20 protein-coding genes are annotated in these 23,743 nt (G+C 70.9%); 6 read left to right on the top strand and 14 right to left on the bottom strand.

The genetic code is table 11. The features are described 5' to 3' along the window. Window positions 1-156: 156 nt before the first annotated feature. From smc to IEY89_RS26050, 3 genes are all read right to left on the bottom strand, one after another. Window positions 157-3,708 carry a chromosome segregation protein SMC gene (smc, locus tag IEY89_RS26040; RefSeq protein ID WP_189149926.1) on the bottom strand — a complete coding sequence of 1,184 codons (3,552 nt, stop codon included), beginning with the start codon at window positions 3,706-3,708 and terminating at the stop codon, window positions 157-159. Window positions 3,709-4,011: 303 nt separating this feature from the next. Further along, window positions 4,012-4,215: a hypothetical protein gene (locus tag IEY89_RS26045; RefSeq protein WP_006375438.1), complete on the bottom strand. Its 204-nt coding sequence runs from the start codon at window positions 4,213-4,215 to the stop codon at window positions 4,012-4,014. Between the two features lie 390 nt (window positions 4,216-4,605). Beyond that, complete coding sequence (locus IEY89_RS26050) at window positions 4,606-4,887, bottom strand: acylphosphatase (RefSeq protein WP_055531124.1); 282 nt, start codon at window positions 4,885-4,887, stop codon at window positions 4,606-4,608. Between the two features lie 142 nt (window positions 4,888-5,029). On the opposite strand from IEY89_RS26050, the gene IEY89_RS26055 reads away from it, so the two are divergent. Together IEY89_RS26055 and IEY89_RS26060 are read left to right on the top strand one after the other, a co-directional pair. Continuing rightward, complete coding sequence (locus IEY89_RS26055; protein ID WP_189149927.1) at window positions 5,030-6,184, top strand: CAP domain-containing protein; 1,155 nt, start codon at window positions 5,030-5,032, stop codon at window positions 6,182-6,184. Window positions 6,185-6,275: 91 nt separating this feature from the next. Beyond that, entirely contained in the window at window positions 6,276-6,671 is a 396-nt protein-coding gene (locus tag IEY89_RS26060; RefSeq protein ID WP_189149928.1) for a winged helix-turn-helix transcriptional regulator, read from the top strand. 13 nt (window positions 6,672-6,684) lie between these two features. Here the strand turns inward: IEY89_RS26060 and mutM are convergent, their stop codons facing one another. The 8 genes from mutM to recG all read right to left on the bottom strand — a co-directional run bounded on the left by mutM (window position 6,685) and on the right by recG (window position 14,202). Beyond that, a complete protein-coding gene (mutM, locus tag IEY89_RS26065) occupies window positions 6,685-7,545 on the bottom strand; it encodes a bifunctional DNA-formamidopyrimidine glycosylase/DNA-(apurinic or apyrimidinic site) lyase (protein WP_189149929.1) in 861 nt (286 codons plus the stop codon). 124 nt (window positions 7,546-7,669) lie between these two features. Then, window positions 7,670-8,518: a ribonuclease III gene (rnc, locus tag IEY89_RS26070; protein ID WP_189149930.1), complete on the bottom strand. Its 849-nt coding sequence runs from the start codon at window positions 8,516-8,518 to the stop codon at window positions 7,670-7,672. A gap of 19 nt (window positions 8,519-8,537) precedes the next feature. Then, the gene (rpmF, locus tag IEY89_RS26075; protein ID WP_030753522.1) at window positions 8,538-8,711 is read right to left on the bottom strand and encodes a 50S ribosomal protein L32; all 174 of its coding nucleotides are present in this window, start codon (window positions 8,709-8,711) and stop codon (window positions 8,538-8,540) included. 2 nt (window positions 8,712-8,713) lie between these two features. Beyond that, window positions 8,714-9,364 carry a YceD family protein gene (locus IEY89_RS26080; protein ID WP_189149931.1) on the bottom strand — a complete coding sequence of 217 codons (651 nt, stop codon included), beginning with the start codon at window positions 9,362-9,364 and terminating at the stop codon, window positions 8,714-8,716. A gap of 129 nt (window positions 9,365-9,493) precedes the next feature. After that, window positions 9,494-10,564, bottom strand: coding sequence for a F0F1 ATP synthase subunit B (locus IEY89_RS26085; protein ID WP_189149932.1), 1,071 nt, complete (start codon window positions 10,562-10,564; stop codon window positions 9,494-9,496). Between the two features lie 126 nt (window positions 10,565-10,690). Then, entirely contained in the window at window positions 10,691-11,170 is a 480-nt protein-coding gene (gene coaD / locus IEY89_RS26090; protein WP_189149966.1) for a pantetheine-phosphate adenylyltransferase, read from the bottom strand. Window positions 11,171-11,196: 26 nt separating this feature from the next. Continuing rightward, window positions 11,197-11,781, bottom strand: a complete 585-nt coding sequence (rsmD, locus tag IEY89_RS26095; protein WP_189149933.1) for a 16S rRNA (guanine(966)-N(2))-methyltransferase RsmD — start codon at window positions 11,779-11,781, stop codon at window positions 11,197-11,199. A 192-nt stretch (window positions 11,782-11,973) separates the two neighbouring features. Further along, on the bottom strand, window positions 11,974-14,202 hold the full coding sequence (gene recG / locus IEY89_RS26100) for an ATP-dependent DNA helicase RecG (RefSeq protein ID WP_189149934.1): 2,229 nt from the start codon (window positions 14,200-14,202) through the stop codon (window positions 11,974-11,976). Window positions 14,203-14,373: 171 nt separating this feature from the next. Between recG and IEY89_RS26105 the strand changes: the two genes are divergently transcribed. Together IEY89_RS26105 and IEY89_RS26110 are read left to right on the top strand one after the other, a co-directional pair. After that, a complete protein-coding gene (locus IEY89_RS26105; RefSeq protein WP_189149935.1) occupies window positions 14,374-16,218 on the top strand; it encodes an HSP90 family protein in 1,845 nt (614 codons plus the stop codon). Further along, window positions 16,215-19,157 carry a tetratricopeptide repeat protein gene (locus tag IEY89_RS26110; RefSeq protein WP_189149936.1) on the top strand — a complete coding sequence of 981 codons (2,943 nt, stop codon included), beginning with the start codon at window positions 16,215-16,217 and terminating at the stop codon, window positions 19,155-19,157. The genes IEY89_RS26105 and IEY89_RS26110 overlap by 4 nt, the downstream gene beginning before the upstream one ends. A gap of 81 nt (window positions 19,158-19,238) precedes the next feature. On the opposite strand, the gene fakA is transcribed toward IEY89_RS26110, so the two are convergent. Continuing rightward, window positions 19,239-20,963 (bottom strand): DAK2 domain-containing protein, encoded by a 1,725-nt coding sequence (fakA, locus tag IEY89_RS26115; protein ID WP_189149937.1) that lies wholly within the window; start codon window positions 20,961-20,963, stop codon window positions 19,239-19,241. A 279-nt stretch (window positions 20,964-21,242) separates the two neighbouring features. Here fakA and rpmB point away from each other — a divergent pair, with 279 nt between their 5' ends. Next, window positions 21,243-21,428 carry a 50S ribosomal protein L28 gene (gene rpmB, locus IEY89_RS26120; protein ID WP_006376789.1) on the top strand — a complete coding sequence of 62 codons (186 nt, stop codon included), beginning with the start codon at window positions 21,243-21,245 and terminating at the stop codon, window positions 21,426-21,428. Window positions 21,429-21,537: 109 nt separating this feature from the next. Here the strand turns inward: rpmB and thiD are convergent, their stop codons facing one another. Then, window positions 21,538-22,329 carry a bifunctional hydroxymethylpyrimidine kinase/phosphomethylpyrimidine kinase gene (gene thiD, locus IEY89_RS26125; protein ID WP_189149938.1) on the bottom strand — a complete coding sequence of 264 codons (792 nt, stop codon included), beginning with the start codon at window positions 22,327-22,329 and terminating at the stop codon, window positions 21,538-21,540. Further along, window positions 22,326-23,291 carry a thiamine-phosphate kinase gene (locus tag IEY89_RS26130; RefSeq protein WP_189149939.1) on the bottom strand — a complete coding sequence of 322 codons (966 nt, stop codon included), beginning with the start codon at window positions 23,289-23,291 and terminating at the stop codon, window positions 22,326-22,328. The genes thiD and IEY89_RS26130 overlap by 4 nt, the downstream gene beginning before the upstream one ends. 217 nt (window positions 23,292-23,508) lie before the next feature. On the opposite strand from IEY89_RS26130, the gene IEY89_RS26135 reads away from it, so the two are divergent. Further along, on the top strand, window positions 23,509-23,742 hold the full coding sequence (locus tag IEY89_RS26135) for an Lrp/AsnC family transcriptional regulator (protein ID WP_164418296.1): 234 nt from the start codon (window positions 23,509-23,511) through the stop codon (window positions 23,740-23,742). The last annotated feature ends 1 nt before the right edge of the window (window position 23,743 follow it).

The following is a 23,743-nucleotide window of genomic DNA, read 5'->3' on the forward strand; positions in this document are numbered from 1 at the left end:
CCGGGTGGGGGACCCTCCCAGGTAGGTGGTACCTGAAGGTAAAAAGGGCATTATCGAGACTATGCCTTCAAGTTTCCACTTCAATCACGGGAAAGATGTGAGATGGAAGGCAGTTTGAACCGACTTGCATTCAAGTCTTGAAGGAGAAGGGAAGGGCTAGCGGAGCCGCTGTGAAATCACCTTCGACACGCCGTCCCCCTGCATGGAGACGCCGTACAGCGCGTCGGCGACCTCCATCGTCCGCTTCTGGTGCGTGATCACGATGAGCTGCGAGGCTTCCTGGAGTTCCTGCATGATGCGGATGAGCCGCTGAAGGTTGGTGTCGTCGAGGGCCGCCTCGACCTCGTCCATCACGTAGAAGGGACTCGGTCTGGCCTTGAAGATCGACACCAGCAACGCCACGGCGGTGAGTGAGCGCTCGCCACCGGAAAGCAGCGACAGCCGCTTGACCTTCTTGCCCGGGGGCCGGGCCTCCACGTCCACACCGGTGGTGAGCATGTTGTCGGGATCGGTCAGGATCAGCCGTCCCTCCCCACCGGGGAACAGCCGGCTGAAGACACCCTCGAACTGCGCCGCCGTGTCCCGGTACGCCTCCGTGAAGACCTGCTCGACCCGCTCGTCGACCTCCCTCACCACCTGAAGCAGATCGATGCGCGTCTTCTTCAGGTCTTCGAGCTGCTCGCTGAGGAACTTGTGGCGCTCCTCCAGCGCCGCGAACTCCTCCAGCGCCAGCGGATTGACCTTGCCGAGCTGCTGGTAGGCCCGCTCGGTCGCCCTGAGCCGCTTCTCCTGTTCGGCCCGGTGGAACCGCTTCGGCTGGTTGCGCGGGTCCTCCGGGTCCTCGGGCAGCTCCTCGCCCTCGGCGGGGGGCGAGGGCGGCACCAGCTGGTGCGGGCCGTACTCGGCCACCAACCCCTCCGGTTCCACACCGAGTTCCTCCAGCGCCTTGGTCTCCAGCTGCTCGATCCGCAGCCGCTTCTCGGCGCCGAGTACCTCACCGCGGTGCATCGAATCCGTCAACTTGTCGAGTTCGGCCTTGAGATCACGGCCGGCGACGCGAGCGGCGGTCAGTTCCTGCTCACGCCGGGCCTTGGCGGCGTCGGCCGCGGTGCGCTCCTCGTCGGCCCGGGAGAGGGATACCTCGACATGCGTGAGCAGTTGCCGCGCCCCGGAGGCGACGGCTTCGGCGACGGCCGCCTCGTGTCTGAGCCGCGCCCGCCGCTGCTCGGCACGCGCGCGCGCCTCCCGTTCGGCACGCGCGGCCCGGTCGAGCGAGTCGGCCCGTCCGGCCAGCCCCTTGACCCGTTCCTCGTGCGTACGGACCTGAAGCCGGGCCTCCATCTCGGTCTGCCGCGCGTTGGCGCCGTCGGCGGCGAGGCGATCCCGTACTCCCGTGTCGGGCTCCTCCTCGACGGGCATCTCCTCGGCGACAGCCAGCCGTTCGGCGAGTTCCTCGGCATCCTGTACGGCCCTGTCGAGCGCTTCCTGCGCCCTCGCCGCGGCGGCGGTGGACCTCTCGGCCTCTCCGGCGGCGCCCCTGGCCTGCCCGGCGAGCCGCCCGAGCTGCTGGGCGACCGCCGACTTCTCCCGGTCGGCGGTCCGCCGCCGCTCCCCCAGCTCCTCGACGAACGCTGCACACTCCTTGCGCCGCTCCCCGGCGAGCCGCTGTGCCCCGGCCAACTCCTCGCACCGCACGGCCAGTTCCCCCAGCTCGGTGGCTGCCTCGTCGACGGAGGCCTGCACCTCCAGCAGGCTCGGCGCCCCGGCGGACCCGCCGTGCGCGAAGTGGGCGCCCAGCAGATCCCCTTCGGCAGTCACCGCGGTCAACTCCGGCCGCGCGTACACCAGTTCCTCAGCGTCTTCGAGCGTCCCGACGAGCACGATCCCGCGCAGCAACCGGCGTACGGCGGGCATGAGTTCGGCTGGGCCACGGACGAGGCCGGCGACGGGGGCGCCCCCCGGCCCTCCCGGAGATTCCGTCTCCTCCGGCGCGCCCGCCAGCAGCAGTGAAGCGCGTCCTGCGTCCTGCTTGCGCAGCAGGCGGATCGCGGCTGCCGCCGAGGCCGGGGTCGTCACCGCGATCGCGTCGGCCGCCGCGCCGAAGGCGGCGGCCACGGCGACCTCGTGGCCCGGGGTGACCGTCAGCAGTTCCGCCGCCGGGCCGAGCAGTCCGGTGAGGCGGTCCTGGGCGGCCAGCAGCACGCCCGTGCCGTCCTTGCGGCGCAGGCCGAGCGCCAGGGCCTCGTGACGGGCCCGGGTGGCGGCGCGCCGGCGTTCCGCCGCCGTGGCCGCCTCGCGGGCAGCCGTGAGGGCCGCTTCCGCGTCGGCGAGGGCGGCCCTCGCCGTGTCGTGCCGCTCCGCGAGGTCCGCGTCGCCCGCGTCGAGGCCGTCGACCTCGGCCTGCAGGATCTCGTACTCCTCCTGGGCCGCGACCGCCCGTTCCTGCGCCTCGTCGCGGGCGGCGGCGAGCCGGTCGATCTCGGCCTGGGCGCTCGCCGCACGCGAACGGGCGGCGTTGACCTGGCCGTTCAGCCTGGCCAGGCCTTCGCGGCGGTCGGCGATCGCGCGGGCCACGTCCTTCAGGCGCCGTTCCTCGACCGCGAGTTCGCGCTCCAGCCCGGCCCGGTGCTCGACCGTGTCCTCCAGCGCGTGTTCGGCCGCTTCCAGGGCCGCTTCCAGCTCGGCCTCCTGCTCACGGATGCGCGCGGCCTCACGCTCCATGTCCTCGGGCTCCCGTCCGCGCCGCTCCTCGTCGGGGGCGGAGGTGGCGCTCTTCACGCGTGCGTCGGCAAGCGAGACGGTGCCGCGCACCCGTTCAGCCAGCTGGGAGAGCTCGTACCAGGTCTGCTGCGCGCGCTGGAGGCGGGGCGTGAGCTGCCGTACCTCGTCCTCCAGCAGTGCCTCGCGCTGGAGTGCCTTCCTCAGCTCGGCCTCCGCCGCGTCCTTGCGTTCCTTGAGCGCGGCCTCGTCCGCGACCTCCGTCCGGAGGGCCCCCCGCAGCCGTACGAGATCGTCGGCGAGGAGCCGCAGCCGGGCGTCGCGCAGGTCCGCCTGGATGACCGCGGCCCGGCGTGCGACCGCCGCCTGCCGCCCCAGCGGCTTCAGCTGGCGCCGTAGTTCGTCGGTGAGGTCCTGGACACGGGCGAGGTTCGCCTGCATCGCGTCCAGCTTGCGCAGCGCCTTCTCCTTGCGCTTGCGGTGCTTCAGTACGCCCGCCGCCTCCTCGATGAAGGCGCGGCGGCCCATCGGATCGGCGTGCAGTACGGAGTCCAGCTGGCCCTGGCCGACGATGACGTGCATCTCGCGGCCGATGCCGGAGTCGGACAGCAGCTCCTGGATGTCCAGCAGCCGGCAGGTGTCGCCGTTGAGCTGGTACTCGCTGCCGCCGTTGCGGAACATGATCCGCGTGATGGTGACCTCGGCGTACTCGATGGGCAGCGCGCCGTCGGAGTTGTCGATGGTGAGGGACACCTCGGCGCGGCCGAGCGGCGGGCGCCCGGTGGTGCCGGCGAAAATGACGTCCTCCATCTTGCCGCCGCGCAGCGACTTGGCGCCCTGCTCGCCCATGACCCAGCTGAGGGCGTCCACGACGTTGGACTTGCCCGAGCCGTTGGGCCCCACGACACACGTGATGCCGGGTTCGAACCGGAGCGTGGTCGCCGAGGCGAACGACTTGAACCCTCGGAGGGTCAGGGCCTTGAGGTGCACGCCGCTGGACTCTACCTTCCGCCGGTATGTCACACGATGAACCCCTGGATACCCCCCGGCGGTTTCACCGATGAACGTGCAGGGCACATCAGACGTTAAAGAGAGTGGACGCCCTGGGGAAACAACCACTCCGGATCATGGGGGAGCAGACGGGCAGCACGGGGAAATAAAGAAGGGACGCCGAAGCGTCCCTTGCAATACTCTGGCCAAACTCTGACAGCTCAGCGGTCGATACGGGCAGCTCGACCACTGGGTGCCTGGTGCGAAGCGCAGTGCTGATGCAATGCGTTACCGATGCAGGGATCAGGTGAGCGCGGGCTCCGCCTGGCGTGCGTCGATGCTCTCGAGAAGCGAATCGTGAGAAGCGGCAGCCGTCAGCTCGTCGTTCTCAGCCTGGATGCGTCCGAGTTCGGATTCCAGGTCCTGTACGCGCTGCTGGAGCCGTCGCATCTCGGCGAGGAGTCGCGGGTCAGAGCCGCCGACGTAACCGAGAAGCGCCTTTGCCATGATGGATGGTCCTCCACACTGAGTGACCGACCGAAGCGGTGTGGGTCGTGAGGGAATCGCACCCGCGATGCTTGGCACAGTGGAGCTCTTGCTTGAGTTTTACTGCCGTTCATACATGCCAAACAGCTAAGGTGCGCGGGGCTTTCAGCGTCTCACCAAAAAGTTTGACGGTCAACACGATCACGCCCCGTATTGGCGGGCGGCGCGGGGCACGCAACCCCTGGCGGGCGGCGCGGCGACTCCTGCGGGGCCCGAGGGCGTGGCACCAAGCTTTTGCCGCGGAGCCTGCCACGACCTGCGCTTCTTGGCAACCACCAGCCAGTTTCTGCTGAGGACAGGTGCGCGTGGCATGTCCACGGGCCGCCGCCTGGGCCTCCTTACAGAACCGCCTCAGCGGATCGCGAAGCCGTCGTAGATCCGGCGAGGTGTGTCCCAGATCTCGGTGACGCCGTCGACGCGGCCGGGCGTGTCGTCACCGCGCAGCCAGTCGAGCAGTCCTTCGCAGTCCTGACGCGCGCCTTCCGCGACCACTTGCACACGTCCGTCGTCCAAATTGAGAGCAAAACCACTCAGCCCGCCGATCTCCAGGGCCCTGGCCCGCGTGAACCAGCGGAATCCCACGCCCTGGACACGTCCGCGCACCCAGGCGACCAGTCGTACATCCTCGTTCATGGACGCACGCTAACGGGCCAATGTCTCTCTGCGCACTTCCTCCCCTTGCGCCATGGGGTACCGTCCCCACCCAACGAATCTCATATGAAACTCACTCGTTCGAGTGAGTAGCCCTGACCGCAAGGACGAGGAAGGCCACAACATGGGACGCCACCGACGCTCCGCCGCCGGAAGCGCCACCACAGGTCGCGCCACGGGGGTCACGGAAACGCACGATTCGGACACGGGTGGTTATGGGTCAGGCCAAGGGCCGTACGACTCCCCCGTCCCGCACACCCCTCACACCGCGTACAGCACGCTGTGGGAGGACGCGCCCACCACGGTGGGTATCGCCCCGTACCTGAACCCCGAGGCGCACTCCGACGCCTACGCGACGAGCGACGCCTACCTCTTCGCGCCGGACGACATGGGTGCCCACACCGCGGTGAACGGCGACGGCTCCTTCGACGGAGGCCGCAACGGTGGCAGCCGCCGGCGCCGCAAGAAGCGGTCGTCCATGCCGGTCCGCACGGGCCTGCTGGGCGTCTCCGCCGCGGTCGCCCTGGGTACCGTCGCGGTCGCCACGGGCGTGCTGCCCGGCGGTGACAAGTACACGATCGGTGGCAGCAGCAGCGGCGACAAGGTACAGGCCGCGGACTCCCCGACGAACGCCGAGACCCAGCAGGGCGGTACGTCCGGCAACGCCGACGAGGACCGCGACAGTGGTACGTCGACCAGCCGCGACGCGGACCGCGACACGTCACCCCCCTCCCCGTCCCCCTCGCAGTCGACCGCTTCGGCCGCCCCGGCGACCAAGGCCCCGCCGAAGAAGTCGGCGGTCACACCCAGCGAGGCACCGAAGACGACTCCGGCGCCCACTCCGACGAAGTCGAAGGAGAAGTCGAGTCAGCGGTCCTCCGCCCCCATCACCGTGTCCGCGCAGGCCGCCGCCGAGGCGGAGGTGCTCCAGCTCGTCAACGAGGAGCGGGCGAAGGTGGGCTGCAGCGCGGTGTCCGCGAACAGCGCGCTGCGCGATCTGGCGGCGGCGTTCAGCGAGGACATGGCAGCCCGGGACTTCTTCGACCACACCGACCCCGGCGGACTCTCGCCCTGGGACCGGGCGGAGAAGGCCGGCATCACCAGCCTCGGCGGCGAGAACATCGCCCGGGGACAGGCCGACGCGGCGGCGGTGATGGAGGCCTGGATGAACAGCCCCGGCCACAAGGCGAACATCCTGAACTGCGACTTCAAGACGCTGGGAGTGGGTGTCCACTTCGGCTCGGGCGGCCCCTGGTGGACGCAGGACTTCGGTTACTGACCAGCACGATCGCCCGAGCCGGCCGAACATCGCACTAACTTTTGGTTAGCGCAATATTCAGGTTAGCGCTGCGCTCGCGTACGCTGGAGTCATGATGAACGCCATGGAGGAGCCACCCCTCCCCTACGACGTGTTCGCCAAGGCCTGTCCGTCGCGCGGCACGCTGGAGCACGTCACGGGCCGCTGGGGCGCGCTCACACTCGGCGCCCTGCAGGAGGGCTCGCTCCGCTTCAACGAGCTGCGCCGCCGCGTCGACGGCGTGAGCGAGAAGATGCTCTCCCAGACCCTCCAGGCACTGGAGCGCGACGGCCTGGTCCACCGCGAGGCCCAGCCGACGAACCCGCCCCGCGTGGACTACGAGCTGACCCCTCTGGGCCACGAGGTCGCCGCACGCCTGCTGGCGCTCATCCACTTCGTGGAGGGCCGCATGGACTCCGTACTGGCAGCACGCGAGAAGTACGACGAGACACGCGCCCCCCGCCGGTAGCGCCCGCGTCCGGCTACGGCGAAAGGCGCGGCGCCCGCTGGCACTTCGGGCAGAAGTAGCTGGACCGGTTCATCCAGGGGCGACGGAACATCGGCGTCGCACAGCGCTTGCAGGGCAGCCCCTCGCGGCCGTACGCGTCGAGCGAGCGGTCGAAGTACCCCGATTCGCCGTTGACGTTGACGTACAGACTGTCGAAACTCGTGCCGCCCACGGCCAGCGCGGCGTTCATCACATCCCGTACGTGGCCCAGGAGTTCGGCCGTACGCGGGCGGGTGAAGCCCGCGGTCGGACGTTCGTAGTGGACGCGGGAGCGCCAAAGGGCCTCGTCCGCGTAGATGTTGCCGACCCCGCTGATCAACGACTGGTCGAGCAGGGCCCGTTTGATGGTCGTACGCTTCCGGCGCAGCGCCTGATGGAAGGCCCCGTCGTCGAACAGCGGGTCGAGGGGGTCACGTGCGATGTGGGCGATGACGTCGGGCAGCCCGTCGGGGGTGTTGTCGTGCAACGACAGTCCACCGAAGGTGCGTTGATCGACGAAGCGCAGCTCCGTGGAGAGGTCGTCGGCGAACCGGACGCGAATCCGCAGATGCTTCTCGTCGGCGGCCTCGTGCGGCTGCACCAGAAGCTGACCGCTCATCCCGAGATGCGCCAGCACCGACTGCCCGGTGTCCTCCAACGGGAGCCACAGATACTTCCCACGCCGACTGGGCGTACCGATGCGATGCCCCTTGAGCCGATGCGCGAAGTCATCGGCTCCGGCGACATGCCGCCGCACGGCCCGAGGATGCAGCACCTCGGCCTCGGCAACGGTGCGCCCGGCCACCCAGCGTTCAAGCCCGCGTCGCACGACTTCGACTTCAGGCAACTCGGGCACAGGACATCCCCGTCTTTAGGGGCGCGGGGAACTGCGCGACAAGCCACAACGGACCCGCGGCCGAAGAACAACCGAAAAACACCAGTGCCCGTCCCGCCAGGGACAGACACTGGTGCACACAACCTCAGGCAGACGTTGAGGATGACGCCGCGGCGTCATCCTCAACAGGCACCGCAGCCTCGACTGCGGCCTCAGCCGCGGCTTCAGCCACCGCCTCCGCGGCAGCGGCCTTCGCACGTTCGTCCGCATCAGCACGGATGGAACGCCAGGCCGACTCCGCGGCCTGCTGCTCCGCCTCCTTCTTGCTGCGGCCGGTGCCGGTGCCGTACGAGACGCCTCCGACGCGGGCGGCAGCAGTGAAGGTCTTCTCGTGGTCCGGACCGGTCTCCGTGACCAGGTACTCGGGCACGCCGAGCCCTTCGGTCGCGGTGAGCTCCTGGAGACTGGTCTTCCAGTCCAGGCCGGCACCGAGGTTCGAGGACTTCTCGATCAGCGGGTCGAAGAGACGGTGGACGAGTTCGCCCGCCGCGTCGAGACCCTGGTCGAGATAGACAGCGCCGATCACCGCTTCAAGGGTGTCGGCGAGGATGGACGCCTTGTCCCGCCCGCCCGTGCCCTCTTCACCCCGGCCGAGCCGGATGAAGGAGCCGAGTTCGAGCCCACGGCCCACCTCCGCGAGCGCACGAGAGTTGACCACCGCGGCCCGCAGCTTGGCCAACTGGCCTTCTGGGAGGTCGGGGTGGGTGCGATACAGCGTGTCCGTGACCACCAGACCGAGCACGGAGTCCCCGAGGAACTCCAGCCGCTCGTTGGTGGGCAGACCGCCGTTCTCGTACGCGTACGAACGGTGGGTCAGCGCACGCACCAGAAGGGCGGACTCCAGCTGATAGCCGAGCCGCCCTTCCAGAAGCGTGTGGGACGAGGCTGTGTCCGCCTTTTTCTTGGCGGTCGAGTCCGCCTGGGCGTCAGACATGAAGCCTCTCACCGGCCGCTCAGACCTCGAGGACCTGGCGCTTGTTGTAAGTGCCACAAGACGGGCACGCGATGTGCTGCAGCTTGGGCTCCTGGCAACGCTCGCACGCAACCAGGGTGGGGACCGCAGCCTTCCACTGCGACCGGCGGTGGCGCGTGTTGCTGCGCGACATCTTCCGCTTCGGAACAGCCACGGCTACTTCTCCTGCTTCTCGTCGACGCCCGCTTCCGCTTCGGCGTCGCTGATCTCGTCCTTCTCGCCGGGTTCGAGTGAACCTGCGAGTCCCTGCAGCGCCGCCCAACGGATGTCGACGGCGTCATGGTGGTGCCCCGGGGCGTCCGCCAGCCGCACTCCGCACTCGGAGCACAGACCGGGACAGTCGTCCTGGCACACCGGCTGCATCGGCAGTGCGAGCACCACCGCATCACGCAGCACGGATTCGAGGTCGAACAAGCCGTCCTCGATGAAGAGCATGTCCTCGTCGTCCTCGGCGTCGTCGGCCGGCTCCGCTTTCACACGGCCCCGGTCGTCGGCGTCAGGGTACGAGAACATCTCCTGGAAGTCCGCTACGAGCTTCTGCTCAAGCGGCTCCAGACACCTTACGCACTCCCCCTTGGCCCGTGCACGGGCGGTGCCTGTGACAAGCACACCTTCCATGACCGACTCCAGGCGGAGTTCGAGCTCCACCGGCGCGCCTTCCGGCACTCCGATGACTCCCTGGATCCCGAGATCACTGGGAGCGTCGATCTCACGGGTCAGGCGCTGCAGCGCGCCAGGCCGCCGGCCCAGCTCGTGTGTGTCGAACACGAGGGGGTTGCGGTGGTCGAGGCGGGCGTTCAGAGCCATTCCTGCTTTCGATCTTCGATGCTCAGCTGCTCGTCCTCCGGGCAGCGGTGATCGCAGAAGTACACGCGACCGAAGAGCCAGGATACTGGACCTTCCGCCCACGGCCCAATCCGGTCCCCGTGCGGGCGTTCACTGCCCGCCGCGCCCCTGTTCGTAGGCGCGCAGCTGCTCGGCACTGATCATGCCTGTGTCGAAGAGACTGGTCTCGTCGAGGGCGTGCGACGGCTGCTGCTGTTCCGGCTGGGCATAGCCCTGCTGGCCCTGAGCGGGGTCGTAGGCGGCCTGCGAGCCGTCGTAGCCCTGGTAGGCGTACGGGTCGGCGGACTGCTGATAGCCGTACTGGTCCTGCTGCTGGGCGTACGCCTGCTGGTAGCCGCCATAGGGGTCGGCGGGCTGCTGGTAGCCGTACTGGTCCTGCCGGCCGTACTGCTGCTGGGCCGGGATCTCCGGCGCCCGGGGCTGTTCCCCGAGGGAGTCCGGGGAGTCGGCGAGGTCGGCCAGGTAGTCGGCGTCGCTGGTGTGCTGCCTGGGGGTGCCGTCGTCGTCCTGGCCGAGGGCGCCGAGGTCGTCGCTGGCGATGCGGCCGTGCAGGGTCTGCCGGCCGCGGCCGACCGCCTCCAGGGTCTTGGCGAGGACGGCCTCGAAGGCGCCGAGCTTCACGTCGACGTATTTGTCGGCGTTGAGGCGCAGGGTCTCGGGGTCATGGCTGCGCTCGGGGGCGTCCTCGTCCTCGTACCCCTGGTCGTCGAGACCGGGGCCGGTGCCGAGCAGCTTCTCGCGTCCGCGGCCGACCGAGCCGAGGGTCTTGGTGAGGACGACCTCGAAGTTGGCGAGCTTGGAGTCGACGTAGTCGTCCGCCTCGGCGCGGACGTCCTCGGCCTCCTTGCGGGCCTCGGCGAGGATGCGGTCGGCCTCGTTCTGGGAGCGGCGGGCGACCTCCGTGTCGGAGATCAGGGAGCCGCGCTCCTCGTGCGCGGTCCGGATGATCCGGTCGGCCTCCTGGCGGGCCTGCTCGACCAGCTGTTCCCGGCCGCCGATCAGCTCCTGTGCCTGCGCGAGGGAGCCGGGCAGGGCCGCGCGCACCTCTTCCAGCATCGCGAGCAGGTCGGCGCGGTTGACCACGCACGAGGCCGACATGGGCATCGACCGGGCACTGGAGACCGAGGAGACGATCTCGTCGAGCTTCTTCTGCACGTCCACCGTGTGCTCGCCACTCTCTACAGCTGTGATGAAGACGGACGGGTCGACTGTACGACTCCTGCCGACCCGCCCGACACCGAGTGACGGATTGCCCGTCCTTCGCCGGTCCGTCCCGTCAGTGCCGCCTCAGTCCTTCCTGAGGCGCCCGTCGAGTGCTTCCAGGACCAGCGGCGGCACGAGGTGGGAGACGTCCCCGCCCCAGGCGGCGACCTCCTTGACGAGCGAGGAGGAGAGAAAGCTGTAGGTGGGGTTGGTCGGCACGAAGAGTGTCTCGACACCGGACAGCCCGTTGTTCATCTGGGCCATCTGGAGTTCGTAGTCGAAGTCGCTGACGGCCCGCAGGCCCTTGACGATGGCCGGAATGTCGCGCTGCTTGCAGAAGTCGACGAGGAGGCCGTGGAAGGACTCGACCCGGACGTTTCCGAACTCGGCGGTCACCTGGCGGATCAGGTCGATCCGTTCGTCGACCTCGAAGAGGCCCTTCTTGGATTTGTTGATCATGACCGCGACATAGACCTCGTCGTACAGACGGGAGGCGCGGGAAATGATGTCGAGGTGTCCGTTGGTGATCGGGTCGAACGACCCGGGACAGACGGCGCGGCGCACTAGTGATCCCTCGCTCTCCGGTCCGGTCATCGTGCGTCTTCGCACGTAGAGGCGGCGCGACCGTACCAAAACGTTCCCTCGCCGTAGCGACGGGACCGGAGCGCTTCGAAGCCGTCCGGCCAAGGGAATTCACCGCCTCTGGTGCTGCGCTCCACGGTGACGAGGGCTTCGGCCGCGAGCCAGCCCCCCGCCCGGAGTGTGAGCAGAATCTCCCGAAGATCGTCGTCGGGTACGGCGTACGGCGGGTCGAGGAAGACGATGTCGTACGGCTGTGCGGATGCCGTCTGAACAACCTGTTCCGCCTTGCCGGCCCGGACCTCGGCGCCGGGCAGCCCGAGCGCCTTCACGTTCTCGCGGACGACGCGGGCGGCGCGGGCGTCGGCCTCCACCAGCAGGGTGTGCCCGGCGCCGCGGCTGAGCGCCTCCAGGCCCACGGCTCCCGATCCGGCGTACAGGTCGAGGACCCGCTCACCGTCCAGGGGGCCGCCGAGGAGGGCCTGCCAGGTGGAGAACAGGCCCTCGCGGGCGCGGTCGGAGGTGGGGCGTGTGCCGGTGCCCGGCGGGACGGCTAGGCGTCGTCCGCCGGCTGTGCCGGCGATCACGCGGGTCATCTGGGGTCCTTGGTCGAGGGATTCGAGGGACGAGTGCGGGTTCAGTTTGGCAGGCGGGGGTGGGGAGTGCCTTGTGTTGTGGGCGACTGCGGGCCTGTGTGGCTGGTCGCGCAGTTCGCCGCGACCCTGGGGTCGCCCCCGCGGGGCTGCCCCCAAAGGCACCGGCCTCCCAGGAGCCAGCGTCAAAGTGCCTCACCCCTTGTCCAAGTACTGCTCCCTCTCCTCGTCCAGTAGCGCGTCCAGGGCCGTACGCAGGCCGGGGAGGTGCTCCAGGTCCGGGTCTGCGGCGACCACGGCCGCCGCCTCCTCCCTGGCCTCCGCGATGATCTCCTCGTCGTCGATGACGGTGAGCATCCGCAGGGAGGTGCGGGCGCCGGACTGGGCCTGGCCCAGGACGTCGCCCTCGCGGCGTTGTTCGAGGTCGACGCGGGAGAGTTCGAAGCCGTCGAGGGTGGCCGCGACGGCGTCAAGGCGCTGGCGGGCCGGGCTCGCCTCGGGCATCTCGCTGACCAGGAGGCAGAGCCCGGCGGCCGAGCCACGGCCGACACGGCCCCGGAGCTGGTGGAGCTGGGAGACGCCGAAGCGGTCGGCGTCCATGATCACCATCGCGGTCGCGTTGGGCACGTTGACGCCGACCTCGATGACCGTGGTGGCCACCAGGACGTCCGTCTCCCCGGCGGTGAAGCGGCGCATCACGGCGTCCTTGTCGTCGGGGTGCATCCGGCCGTGCAGGATCTCGACCTTCAGCCCCTGGAGAGGACCCCGGGTGAGTTGCTCGGCCACCTCCACGACGGCGAGCGGCGGGCGTTTCTCGGCCTCGTCCTCGGGAGACTTCTTCTTCCCGGCCTTCTTCGGGTCGTCCTCCTCGTCGCCGATACGGGGGCAGACCACGTACGCCTGATGGCCGTTGCCCACCTCCTCGCGCACGCGCTCCCACGCGCGTGCCAGGAAATGGGGTTTGTCGGCGGCCGGGACGACATGGCTGGCGATCGGCGAGCGGCCGGCCGGGAGCTGGTCCAGGACCGACGTCTCCAGGTCGCCGAAGACCGTCATGGCGACCGTGCGCGGGATCGGCGTGGCCGTCATCACGAGGAGGTGCGGGGGCTGTTTGCCCTTGCCGCGCAGGGCGTCGCGCTGTTCGACGCCGAAGCGGTGCTGTTCGTCGACGACGACCAGGCCGAGGTCGTGGAACTGGACCTTGTCCTCGATCAGCGCGTGCGTGCCGATCACGAGCCCCGCCTCACCGGTGACAAGGTCCAGCAGCGCCTGACGGCGGGCGGCGGTGCCCATGGAGCCGGTCAGGAGCACCACCTTGGTGGCCCCGTCGGCGCCGCCGAGCATGCCGCCCTCCGCCAGCTCCCCCATCATCTCGGTGATCGACCGGTGGTGCTGCTGGGCGAGCACCTCGGTGGGAGCGAGCATCGCGGCCTGGCCGCCCGCGTCGACGACGGCGAGCATGGCGCGCAGGGCCACCATCGTCTTTCCCGAACCCACCTCCCCTTGGAGCAGCCGGTGCATCGGGTGTTCCGCCGCCAGGTCGTCGAAGATCTCCTTGGAGACCTTCTGCTGGCCGTCCGTGAGGGTGAACGGGAGTTTCGCGTCGAAGGCGGTGAGCAGGCCGTCCGGGGACGGTCTGCGGGGCACCGCCGGGAGTTGGGCGTCCGCGTGGCGGCGTCGGGCCAGGGCGACCTGGAGGACGAACGCCTCGTCCCACTTGAGGCGGTCGCGGGCGGACTCGATGTCCGCCTTGGTGTGGGGACGGTGGATCTTCAGGAGGGCTTCGGGGAGGGTGGCCATGCCTCGGCCCTCCCGAAGGGAGTCCGGAAGGGGGTCGACGGCCTCCTGGGCACTCGGGAGGACCGTCTGGACAGCCTTGGCGATCTTCCAGGACTCCAGCTTCGCCGTGGCCGGGTAGATCGGGATCAGGGCGCCCGCCCAGGAGTCGACCGCCTCCGCCGCCTCGTCGGTGTCGCCGCGCAGCAACTCGTACGCCGGATGGGCCAGTTGGAGGCGGCGGTTGAAGACCGAGGCCTTGCCCGCGAACAATGCGCGGGTGCCGGGGAGGAGTTCCTTGTGGGGTTTGTGGACTCCGTGGCCGAAGAAGACCAGTTGGAGCCGGCCGCTGCCGTCCGTGATGGTGACTTCCAGGCGCTGGCCCTTGCCCCGGGGGGCCTTCGAGGACGCGAAGGTGTGCAGGCGTGCGTCGGCCACCTGGGCGACCACCGTCACGTGCTCGTCCATGGGGAGGTCGGCCAGGTGGGTGAGCTGGCCGCGCTCCTCGTACCTGCGCGGATAGTGGTGCAGGAGGTCGCCGACGGTGTGCAGGCCGAGGTGCTCGGCCATCACCTTCGCGGTGGCGGGGCCGAGCACTGACTTCAGTGGTTGTTTCAGTGGTTCTTCCAGTGCGGGCACGAGATCCATTGCACACCACGCCACTGACATTGCCGTATATGTACTGGGAATCCGCTGGTCAGACGGCTCGTTCGGGGCCTAGGATGGCGCGCCCGGCCATCCCCCGCGGTCACCGCCTCACCGGGACCGCCCGACCCCGCGCCGTCGCCAGAACCTGGTCCCCCCTCCGGCGCTGCGACGATGGACTCCCAGACCTCACAGGCATCCCAGTCACCGCATACGTTCCAGGTCGACCTGCGCGGCCTCGTGGACCTGCTCTCCCATCACCTCTACTCCAGCCCCAGGGTCTATCTGCGCGAGCTGCTGCAGAACGCCGTGGACGCGATCACCGCCCGGCGCGCCGAGCAGCCCGACGCCCCGGCGCGGGTGCGGCTGTACGCCGGGGGCGGCACCCTGCGGGTCGAGGACTCGGGGGTCGGCCTCACCGAGGCGGACGTGCACAACCTTCTTGCGACCATCGGCCGCAGTTCCAAGCGGGCGGATCCCGGCGGCATCCAGGAGGCGCGTTCGGAGTTCCTCGGCCAGTTCGGCATCGGGCTGCTGGCCTGTTTCGTCGTGGCCGAGCGGATCAGGGTCGTCAGCCGCAGCGCCCGTACGCCGGACGCGCCACCCGTGGAGTGGACGGCCGCGGACGACGGTTCGTACACCGTGCGGACGCTGCCCGACTCGGCCCGGCCCGAACCGGGCACGACCGTGCACCTGGTGGCGCGGCCGGGGGCCGGCGAGTGGCTCACCGAGGAGCGGGTGCTGGCGCTGGCGCGGGACTTCGGTTCGCTGCTGCCGTACGACGTGCGGGTGGGCGACGAGGCCGTCACCGATCTGCCGGCGCCCTGGAACCGCCCGTATCCGTCGCCCGCCACCAGAAGGGTGGCCCTGCAGCGGCACTGTCACGACCTGTTCGGGTTCACGCCGTTGGACTCGATCGACCTGGACGTCCCGCTCGCCGGGATCCGCGGGGTGGCGTACGTCCTGCCCTCGTCGGTGAGTCCGGCGCAGCGCGCGAGTCACCGGGTGCATCTCAAGGGCATGCTGCTCACCGAGCGGGCCGAACAGCTGCTGCCCGACTGGGCCTTCTTCGTGCGGTGCGTGCTCGACACCGACAGCCTGCGGCCGACGGCTTCGCGCGAGTCGCTGTACGAGGACGAGACGCTGGCCGCCGTACGGGAGGCGCTGGGGGAAAGGATTCGCTCCTGGCTGACCGGTCTCGCCGCCGGGGATCCGGAGCGGCTGGCCGCGTTCCTGTCGGTGCACCACCTGGGCGTCAAGTCGCTGGCCAGGCACGACAAGGAGATGCTGCGCACGATGCTGCCGTGGCTCCCCTTCGAAACGACCGACGGGCAGCTGTCCCTGGAGGAGTTCGCACAGCGGCACCCGGTGGTGCACTTCACGCGCACCGTCGAGGAGTTCCGGCAGGTCGCGCCGATCGCGTCCGCGCAGGGCGTCGGCGTCGTCAACGGCGGCTACACGTACGACAGCGAGCTGATCGAGGCGCTGCCCTCGGTGCGCCCGGGGACCGTGGTCGCCGAGCTGGACGCCGACACGGTGACCGCGCACCTGGACGCGGTCGACCCGGCCGAGGAGCTGGCCCTGGCGGCCTTCCTGGGGGCCGCGCGCGCCAAGCTCGACGCCCTCGGATGCGATGTCGTGCTGCGCGCCTTCCACCCGCTGTCCGTGCCCGCGCTGCACCTGGACGACCGGGCGGCCCGGCACGAGCAGGCGCGCGCGGAGGCCGAGGAACAGGCCGACGACCTGTGGGCCGGCATCCTCGGCTCGCTGCGGGGCAGCACCCCTCGCGCGCGGCTGGTGCTCAACCATCTCAACCCGCTGATCCGGAGGATCAGTTCGCTGGAGGACCGGGAACTGATCGGCACCGCCACGGAGTCCCTGTACGGGCAGGCCCTGCTCATGGCGCAGCGCCCGCTGCGGCCCGCGGACTCCGCGCTGCTGAACCGTGCGTTCATCGGCCTCCTGGAGTGGGCCACCCACAGCGATCCCACGGAGCCCACGGAGGACGGCCGGCGATGAGCGAGATCAAGGACTTCGACGCCCTCCGCGAGGCCATGGCGCTGAACTCGGAGCAGCCGGAGGGACCGGCCCGCAACGCGCGCGCGGAGCAGTTGCTGGCCGAGGCCGAGAGACTGAACATCCCGCTCGCCGTGATCGAGGCGCTCGGCCACCAGCTGAAGGCCTACAACTACAGCTCCGAGAAGGACCGGATGTTCGTCCCCTTCGCGCGTCTGCTGCGCATGTGGGACGAGCGGCCCGAGGACTTCGACGAGTACGAGGTCCACACGCTGCACTGGGTCTTCAAGTGGATGACCACGGGCATGCTGGACCAGCCGCACATCCCGCTGGCCTCCGTCGAGAAGTGGCTCGGCGAGATGGAGCAGCGCTACCGGCTCGCCGGGCACTCCGAACGGGCCGTGCGCGGTGCCGAGTTCAGTGTGGCCGCCCATGTCGGCGACCTGCCGCGGGCCGAACGGGCGTACGCCGCCTGGCTGGCCGCCGACCGCGACAGCATGGCCGACTGCCACGCCTGCGAACTGCACAGCCAGGGCTGGTGGCGGGCCGAGCGGGGCGCGGACGCCGAGGCGCTCGACCTGTGGCGGCCGGTCCTGGAGGGCGAGTTCACCTGCGCCCACGAACCGCACACCGTCCTGGCGTCCTCGCTGGGCCCGCTGCTGCGCCTGGGCCGCCTGGACGAGGCCCGCGCGCACCACCTGCGGGGCTTCCGGCTGGTGCGGCCCATGGAGAGCATGCGGGGCGCGTACGCGGACCACGTCGAGTTCTGCGCGCTGACCGGCAACGAGGCGCGTGGCCTGGAACTGCTCGCGGAGCGCCCCGCGTACTTCACGGACTCCGGACAGCCGCGCAGCCGGATGGACTTCCTGGCCGCCGTGGCCCTCCTCATGGACCGGCTGACCGCCATGGGTATGGGCGCCCAGTCGGTCCCCGGACCGGCCGAGCGTGCCTGGACGGCCCGCGAACTCGCCGTCCACGCGCGCGAGGAGGCCCTTTCCCTGGCCGCGCGCTTCGACCTGCGCAACGGCACGCCGTACGTCGGCGAGAACATCCGCGCACGCATGGACCAGGCTGCGCTGGTGGACCGGCTGCCCCTGGGCGTGCGGGCTGCGAGGGCCGTCCCCGCGCCCCGCAGGGCGCCCGCCGATTCCACGGTGTCCCCGGAGAAGCCGGCCGACGGCCCGCCGGACCTGCCCGCGCTGCTCGCCGACGCGCGCCGGATGTCGGACGCGCTGCTTCCGCACGCGATGGAGGCGTGGGCGGCCGTCTGGCGGGCCGCCGAGGGTGTGGACCTACCGGCGGCCGACCGGGCGGAGATCGTCGACCACAGGGCCATGGAGGGCGGCCCTGAGGGCATCGCGCTCTTCGAGCGGGCCGCCGAGCTGTACGCCGAGGCGGGCGACCCCGGCGAGGCCCTGGCCGCCCGCGCCCGCGCCGCGTACGCCCGCGCCCTGGAGGGCGACGTCGCCGCGGCCCTGAGAGCCGTTTCCGAGCCGTACGAGGAGGTCCTCGCGCTCTACTCCGACGAGGGCACCGGCGTCCGGCAGGCCGCGGCCGTCCTGATGGGGCGCGCCCGCATCCTCATGCGGCAGGTCGAGGAGGACGACACCGACCAGGCCCTGGCCGCCGCCGAGAACGCCGTACGGGAGCTGCTGGCGCTCGTCGACGGGCACGCCGGGGACGATGTGCGGCTCGCCTCACGCGGCGCGGAGGCGCAGGCCATGCTCGGGGAACTGGCGACGCGCACCGGGGACCTGGCGGGGGCCGCCGAACTGTTCACGTGGGCCACGGAGGCGTTCGTCGCGGCGGGGCTGCCGTGGTTCGCGGTGGAGTACGAGGCGCGGCTGGCCGGGCTCGCCCACCACCTCGGCGACATCGCCGGGGCCGAGCGGGCACTGCGGGGAGCCCTGGAGCACGGCGGGGCGTATCTGGAGGCGGCGGGCCAGGCCCAGCTGAACCTGCAGCTCGCCGAGATCCTCGGGGCGCGCGACGAGGTCACCGAGGCCGCGGACCGCGCCCTGGAGGCCGCGCACTGGGCCGACGAGGCGGGCGAGGGCCCGACCCTGGGCGCCTGGGCCCGGCATCTGCTCGGCGGTTTCCTGCTGCGGCGGGGCCGGTGGGCGGAGGCGGCCGAGGTGCTGGAGTCGGCGCTGCCGGACCTCGGCACCGAGACGCACGGCGAGGGAGCGGTCGTACAGACGCTGTGGTGGCTCGGTGACTGTCTGGGCGAGCTGGGCGAGCACCGCGAGTCCGCCGAACGCCGGCTGAGGGCCGCGGAGATCGCCCGGCACTGGCCCGAGCAGCAGGATCACGCGACGCTCGCCCACCTCGCCGCCGAGTCCCTCGGCCAGGCCGGGCTGCCCGCCGAGGCCGACCAGGCCTACGAACGCGCCGGCGACCTGTGGCGCTCGCTCGGCAACGTGCACGGCCTGGTGCGTGCCCTGCGCGCCCGCGCGTGGCTCGCGCTGCGGATGGAGGCGGGGCTCGACGGGGCCCGGCAGCGGATGGCTGAAGCGGTCCGGGAGTGCGCGCAGGCCCTGTCCGAGGCGGAGGAGCTGGAGTCCCGCGAGCAGCTCGGCGCCGAACTCGCCCACACCCACCGCCAGTTCGGCGATCTACTGGCCCGCTCCGCCGCCGAGGACGCCGAGGACGGCGCGATCGAGGCCGCGTTCGAGGCGGCGTTGGCCCAGATGGCGAAGGCGATCGCCGTGTTCTCCTCCCTCGGCGAGGAGGGCCTGCACGGCCGTACCGGCGCCGAACTGGCCGCCGGCTGGCTGGAGGCGGACCTGAGCCGCCCGTCGGAGGCGGCGGCACGCGCGCGCGGGGTGCTGATCGCGTACGACAACTTCGAGGCCCACGAGGAGGAGGCCGAAACGGTACGGTCCCGGCGGGCCGAGGCGGAACAGATGCTCCAGCTCATGGAGGAACAGGAGTCCGACTGATTCAGCCCGTCTGGGGTCCCCCTCTGGGGGAGGGACGGGTAGGGGCGGCGGGGGCGAGAACCCTCCGCCGCGCACCCTCCCTCACTCCACCCCGATGAGCAGCAACGCCCCCTGCCGTCCCCCCCGGTACACCACGGTGTCGACGGCGAGATATCCCTCACGGACCCGCCCCTCCAGGTGCCCGGCGATGGCCTCGGGCGCCTCGTCGCCGAGGACGAGGGTGACCATCTCGCCGCCCGCCTGGAGCATGCGGTCGATGACCGCCTCCGCGGTGGCCGTGACGTCCGAGCCGATCACGGCGACGTCGCCGTCGATGAGGCCGAGGACGTCCCCGGTCTGGCAGATGCCGGCCATCGTCCAGGACTGGCGTTCCGCGACGACGAGTTCGGCGTAGCGGGTCGCGCCGGCCGCGGAGGTCATCGCGACGACATCCTCGTCGAACCGGCGGTCCGGTTCGTGCACGGCGAGTGCGGCGATGCCCTGGACCGCCGACCGGGTCGGGATCAGGGCCACGCGGATGCCCTCCGTGCGGGCCTGTTCGGCCGCGGCGGCGGCGGTGTGACGCAGCTCGGCGTCGTTGGGCAGCAGCACGACCTCGCGCGCGTGGGCCCGCCGCACGGCCTCGACGAGCTCCCCGCTCGCCGGTGGCTCCCCGGGCCGCGCGAGCACGATGGTGGCCCCGGCCTCGCCGTACAGCCCGGCCAGCCCCTCCCCCGGCACGACGGCGACAACGGCCCGCTGCACCCGCTCCCGGGGCGGCCGACCGACGCCACCGGTGTGTACGTCACCGATTCCGAAGTGCGTGATCCGGATCCGGTACGGCCGCCCCGCCTCGACGCCGGCCTCGACGGCGGCACCCGCGTCGTCGACGTGGACGTGCACGTTCCACAGCCCGTCGCCCCCGACCACCACGAGCGAGTCCCCGAGCCGGTCCAGCCGCTCCCTGAGCCGGTCGACGGCCGCGTCCTCGGCCTCCAGGAGGTAGATGACCTCGAAGGCGGGCCCGGAGTCGTCCTCCGCACACTCGTCCGGGCCGTCGGGAGCCTGCGCATGAGCATCAAGTGCGTCGGACCGAGCCGGCACGCGCACGCGTGCCGCCCACGCGGCCCCTGTCGCGCCACCTCCCGGCGCCTCCCCCGTGAACGTCTCCACCAGCGCCCCGAGCACCGCCACCAGTCCCCGCCCGCCCGCGTCGACGACGCCCGCGCGCTCCAGGACGGCCAGCTGGCCCGGGGTGGCGGCCAACGCGGCCGAGGCACCCTCGTACGCGGCTCTGGCCACCGTCCCGCAGTCGCCCCGCGTCCGTGTGGCGGCGTCGGCCGCGGCCGAGGCGACGGTGAGGACCGTGCCCTCGACCGGGTGGGCCACGGCCTGCCGGGCGGCGTCGGCCGCGTGCCGCAGGGCCAGGCACAGGCCGGGGCCGTCGATGGGGGCGCTCTCGCCGTCCGCGCCGGCGGCCAGTACCTGGGCCATGCCGCGCAGCAGCTGCGCCAGGATCGTGCCGGAGTTGCCGCGCGCCCCTATCAGCGCGCCGTGGGCCATCGCCCGGGTCGCGTCGGCCAGGGTCGGAGCCCCGGCGGCGCCGGTCGGGCCGGCCCCCGCCTCGTGCCCTGCGAAGGCCGCCTCGACCGCCGCGTACGCCGACTCCAGCGTCAGATAGAGGTTGGTGCCGGTGTCCCCGTCGGCGACCGGGTAGACATTGATCGCGTCGATCTCCTCGCGGGCCCGCCCGAGCGCGGCCAGCGCGAGTCCGCACCAGGTGCGCACCGCGAGAGCATCGAAGAATGTCTGCGGCACCTGCGGCACCTGCGCCTCCTTGAGCTGCTGGACGTGGCACGCAGCGTAGACCCCGGGTGAATGCCGGGTGGCCCGGGGCCGGGAGTGAAGCCCTGATCAGCCATGGTAGTTTCGTTGCACTGGCGCAGTCGTTGTATGCTGCTCCGGTTGCCCGATCGAGAAGGCCATCGCCAGATGGCCGTCGTACATCGGGCCTTCTCCCTGGCACTGCCACTTCAGATCCTCTGATCCTGATCCCGGCGTGCCGGGATCAACCCGTAAGAGCATCTGAAGTCTTTGGAGTGACCCGTGGCTGCCAACTGCGACGTCTGCGGCAAGGGGCCGGGCTTCGGCAACAGCATCTCCCACTCGCACCGCCGTACACCCCGTCGCTGGAACCCGAACATCCAGCGCGTTCGTACCGTGGTCAGTGGGACGCCGAAGCGCGTGAACGCTTGCACCTCGTGCATCAAGGCCGGCAAGGTCTCGCGCTGACGCTCAGCTAGCGCGCGGCCACTGCTGGTTCGCTGCACAGAGCCGGTCCACCTCGGTGGACCGGCTTTTTGCCGTACCCGCAGATCGAACGCTCGCCGGCGGATTCCGTCTATGCGCGCAGCCGCCACCCGTGATCCACCGGCCCGATCCCGGCGCCCAACGCGAACCCGGCCGCGATCGCCCCGGTGACGTACTCCTTCGCCGCCGCCACCGCCGCCGGCACCGACTCGCCCTTCGCCAGCCCCGACGCGATGGCCGACGCCAGTGTGCAGCCCGTGCCGTGCGTATGCCGGTTGTCGAGGCGCGGGGCACGCAGCCAGTGCTCCTCGGACCCGTCCGTGAGCAGGTCGACGGCCTCGCCCGGCAGATGCCCGCCCTTGATCAGCGCCCACTGCGGCCCGTACGCCAGCACGGCCGCCGCGGCCTCGCGCAACTGTTCCTCCGACTCGACCCGTACACCCGTGAGCTGCGCCACCTCATCGAGGTTCGGGGTCGCCACGGTCGCCACCGGCAGTAGTTTCGTGCGGACGGAATCCAGTGCGGACGCGGCCAGCAGCGGGTCCCCGTGCTTGGAGACGCCCACCGGGTCCACGACCGTCGGCACGTCCGTCGCCGCGATCAACTCGGCGACCGCCTCGACCAGTTCGGCCGAGGCGAGCATTCCCGTCTTCAGCGCGGTCACGCCGATGTCGTCGACGACGCTGCGGAACTGGGCCCGTACCGCCTCCACCGGCAGCTCCCAAGCGCCCTGTACGCCGAGGGAGTTCTGCGCCGTGACCGCAGTGAGCACGCTCATGCCGTGCACCCCGAGCGCCAGCATCGTCTTCAGGTCGGCCTGGATCCCGGCTCCCCCTCCGGAGTCGGAGCCCGCGACCGTCAGGACGCGCGCAGGCGGGGTCACGACTCGATGTCCGCGAAGTGGTCCCAGCCGCCCTTGCTGGTCCATGGTGCCCCGTCGACCGTCACCTGGGGCAGCGCCGACGGGTTGAGGACCTCGCCGATGACCCTCCAGCGGGCGGGCAGCTTCACGTCCGGCGGGAAGGTCGCCACGATCGCGTGGTCCTCGCCCCCGGTGAGCACCCACTGCATGGGGTCGACGCCGACGGCCTGCCCGATGTCGTTCATCTGGGTGGGGATGTCGATCGCGCCCGAACGGATGTCGATACGGACCTTGCTGGCCTCCGCGATGTGCCCGAGGTCGGCGATCAGGCCGTCACTCACGTCGCACATCGCGGTAGCGCCGAGGCCGGCCGCCGCCGGGCCCGCGTGGTACGGCGGTTCGGGACGCCGGTGGGCCTCGACGAAGGCGCGCGGCGAGCGGAAGCCGCGCGACAGCACCGCGTGCCCGGCCGCCGACCAGCCCAGCCAGCCCGTCACGGCGACGACGTCACCGGGCCGGGCACCACCCCGGATGACAGGCTCGTGGTTGCGCAGATCGCCGAGCGCGGTGATCGACACGACGATCGTGTCCCCCCGTACGACGTCACCGCCGACCACGGCGGCGCCCGCGACCTGGGCCTCGTCCCGCAGACCGTCCATCAGTTCGACGGGCCACGTGACCGGGAGTTCGGCGGGGACGACCAGCCCGAGGAGCAGCGCGGTGGGTACGGCGCCCATGGCGGCGATGTCCGCGAGGTTCTGGGCGGCTGCCTTGCGGCCCACGTCGTACGCGGTGGACCAGTCGCGGCGGAAGTGCCGCCCCTCCAGGAGGATGTCGGTGCTCGCCACGACCCTGCGGTCGGGCGCGGCGACCACGGCGGCGTCGTCGCCGGGGCCGACCCGGACCGCCGGGGTGGTGGTGAGCCGGGAGGTGAGCTCCCTGATGAGCCCGAACTCCCCCAGTTCGCCCACAGTGCCCTTCATAGTCGTACGTCCCCTTCTGGTGCTGTCCCCGTTGCTGTCCCTGCCCGGTCGCGAGGCTCTGTGGACCTCTGTACGGTCGAGGTGACCGTCAACCTGTGCCGCGTGTGCACCCCGGTGCGGGTTCCCGGTCGCCGCAGGTCTCCCCGTGGCGCGTGACGACGCGATACCGTGGCGTTCCTTTTCCCCACATGATCCTCGTGGCCGCCCTGGAGGTTCCGTGGTACAGGCGTACATCCTGATCCAGACCGAGGTCGGCAAAGCGTCGACCGTCGCCGAGACGATCAGCAAGATCCCGGGGGTGACCCAGGCCGAGGACGTGACAGGACCGTACGACGTGATTGTGCGCGCCCAGGCCGACACCGTGGACGATCTCGGCCGCTTGGTGGTCGCGAAGGTCCAGCAAGTGGACGGCATCACCCGCACTCTGACCTGCCCGGTGGTGCACTTGTAGC

Source organism: Streptomyces lacrimifluminis (assembly GCF_014646095.1).
Taxonomy (GTDB): domain Bacteria; phylum Actinomycetota; class Actinomycetes; order Streptomycetales; family Streptomycetaceae; genus Streptomyces; species Streptomyces lacrimifluminis.

What these genes read in the sequence shown, in the direction of transcription:
- IEY89_RS26045 (WP_006375438.1), bottom strand. Translation starts at nt 4,215, where the DNA reads ATGGCAAAGGCGCTTCTCGGTTACGTCGGCGGCTCTGACCCGCGACTC.
- IEY89_RS26050 (WP_055531124.1), bottom strand. Translation starts at nt 4,887, where the DNA reads ATGAACGAGGATGTACGACTGGTCGCCTGGGTGCGCGGACGTGTCCAG.
- IEY89_RS26055 (WP_189149927.1), top strand. Translation starts at nt 5,030, where the DNA reads ATGGGACGCCACCGACGCTCCGCCGCCGGAAGCGCCACCACAGGTCGC.
- IEY89_RS26060 (WP_189149928.1), top strand. Translation starts at nt 6,276, where the DNA reads ATGATGAACGCCATGGAGGAGCCACCCCTCCCCTACGACGTGTTCGCC.
- rnc (WP_189149930.1), bottom strand. Translation starts at nt 8,518, where the DNA reads ATGTCTGACGCCCAGGCGGACTCGACCGCCAAGAAAAAGGCGGACACA.
- IEY89_RS26080 (WP_189149931.1), bottom strand. Translation starts at nt 9,364, where the DNA reads ATGGCTCTGAACGCCCGCCTCGACCACCGCAACCCCCTCGTGTTCGAC.
- rsmD (WP_189149933.1), bottom strand. Translation starts at nt 11,781, where the DNA reads ATGACCCGCGTGATCGCCGGCACAGCCGGCGGACGACGCCTAGCCGTC.
- recG (WP_189149934.1), bottom strand. Translation starts at nt 14,202, where the DNA reads ATGGATCTCGTGCCCGCACTGGAAGAACCACTGAAACAACCACTGAAG.
- IEY89_RS26105 (WP_189149935.1), top strand. Translation starts at nt 14,374, where the DNA reads ATGGACTCCCAGACCTCACAGGCATCCCAGTCACCGCATACGTTCCAG.
- IEY89_RS26110 (WP_189149936.1), top strand. Translation starts at nt 16,215, where the DNA reads ATGAGCGAGATCAAGGACTTCGACGCCCTCCGCGAGGCCATGGCGCTG.
- IEY89_RS26130 (WP_189149939.1), bottom strand. Translation starts at nt 23,291, where the DNA reads ATGAAGGGCACTGTGGGCGAACTGGGGGAGTTCGGGCTCATCAGGGAG.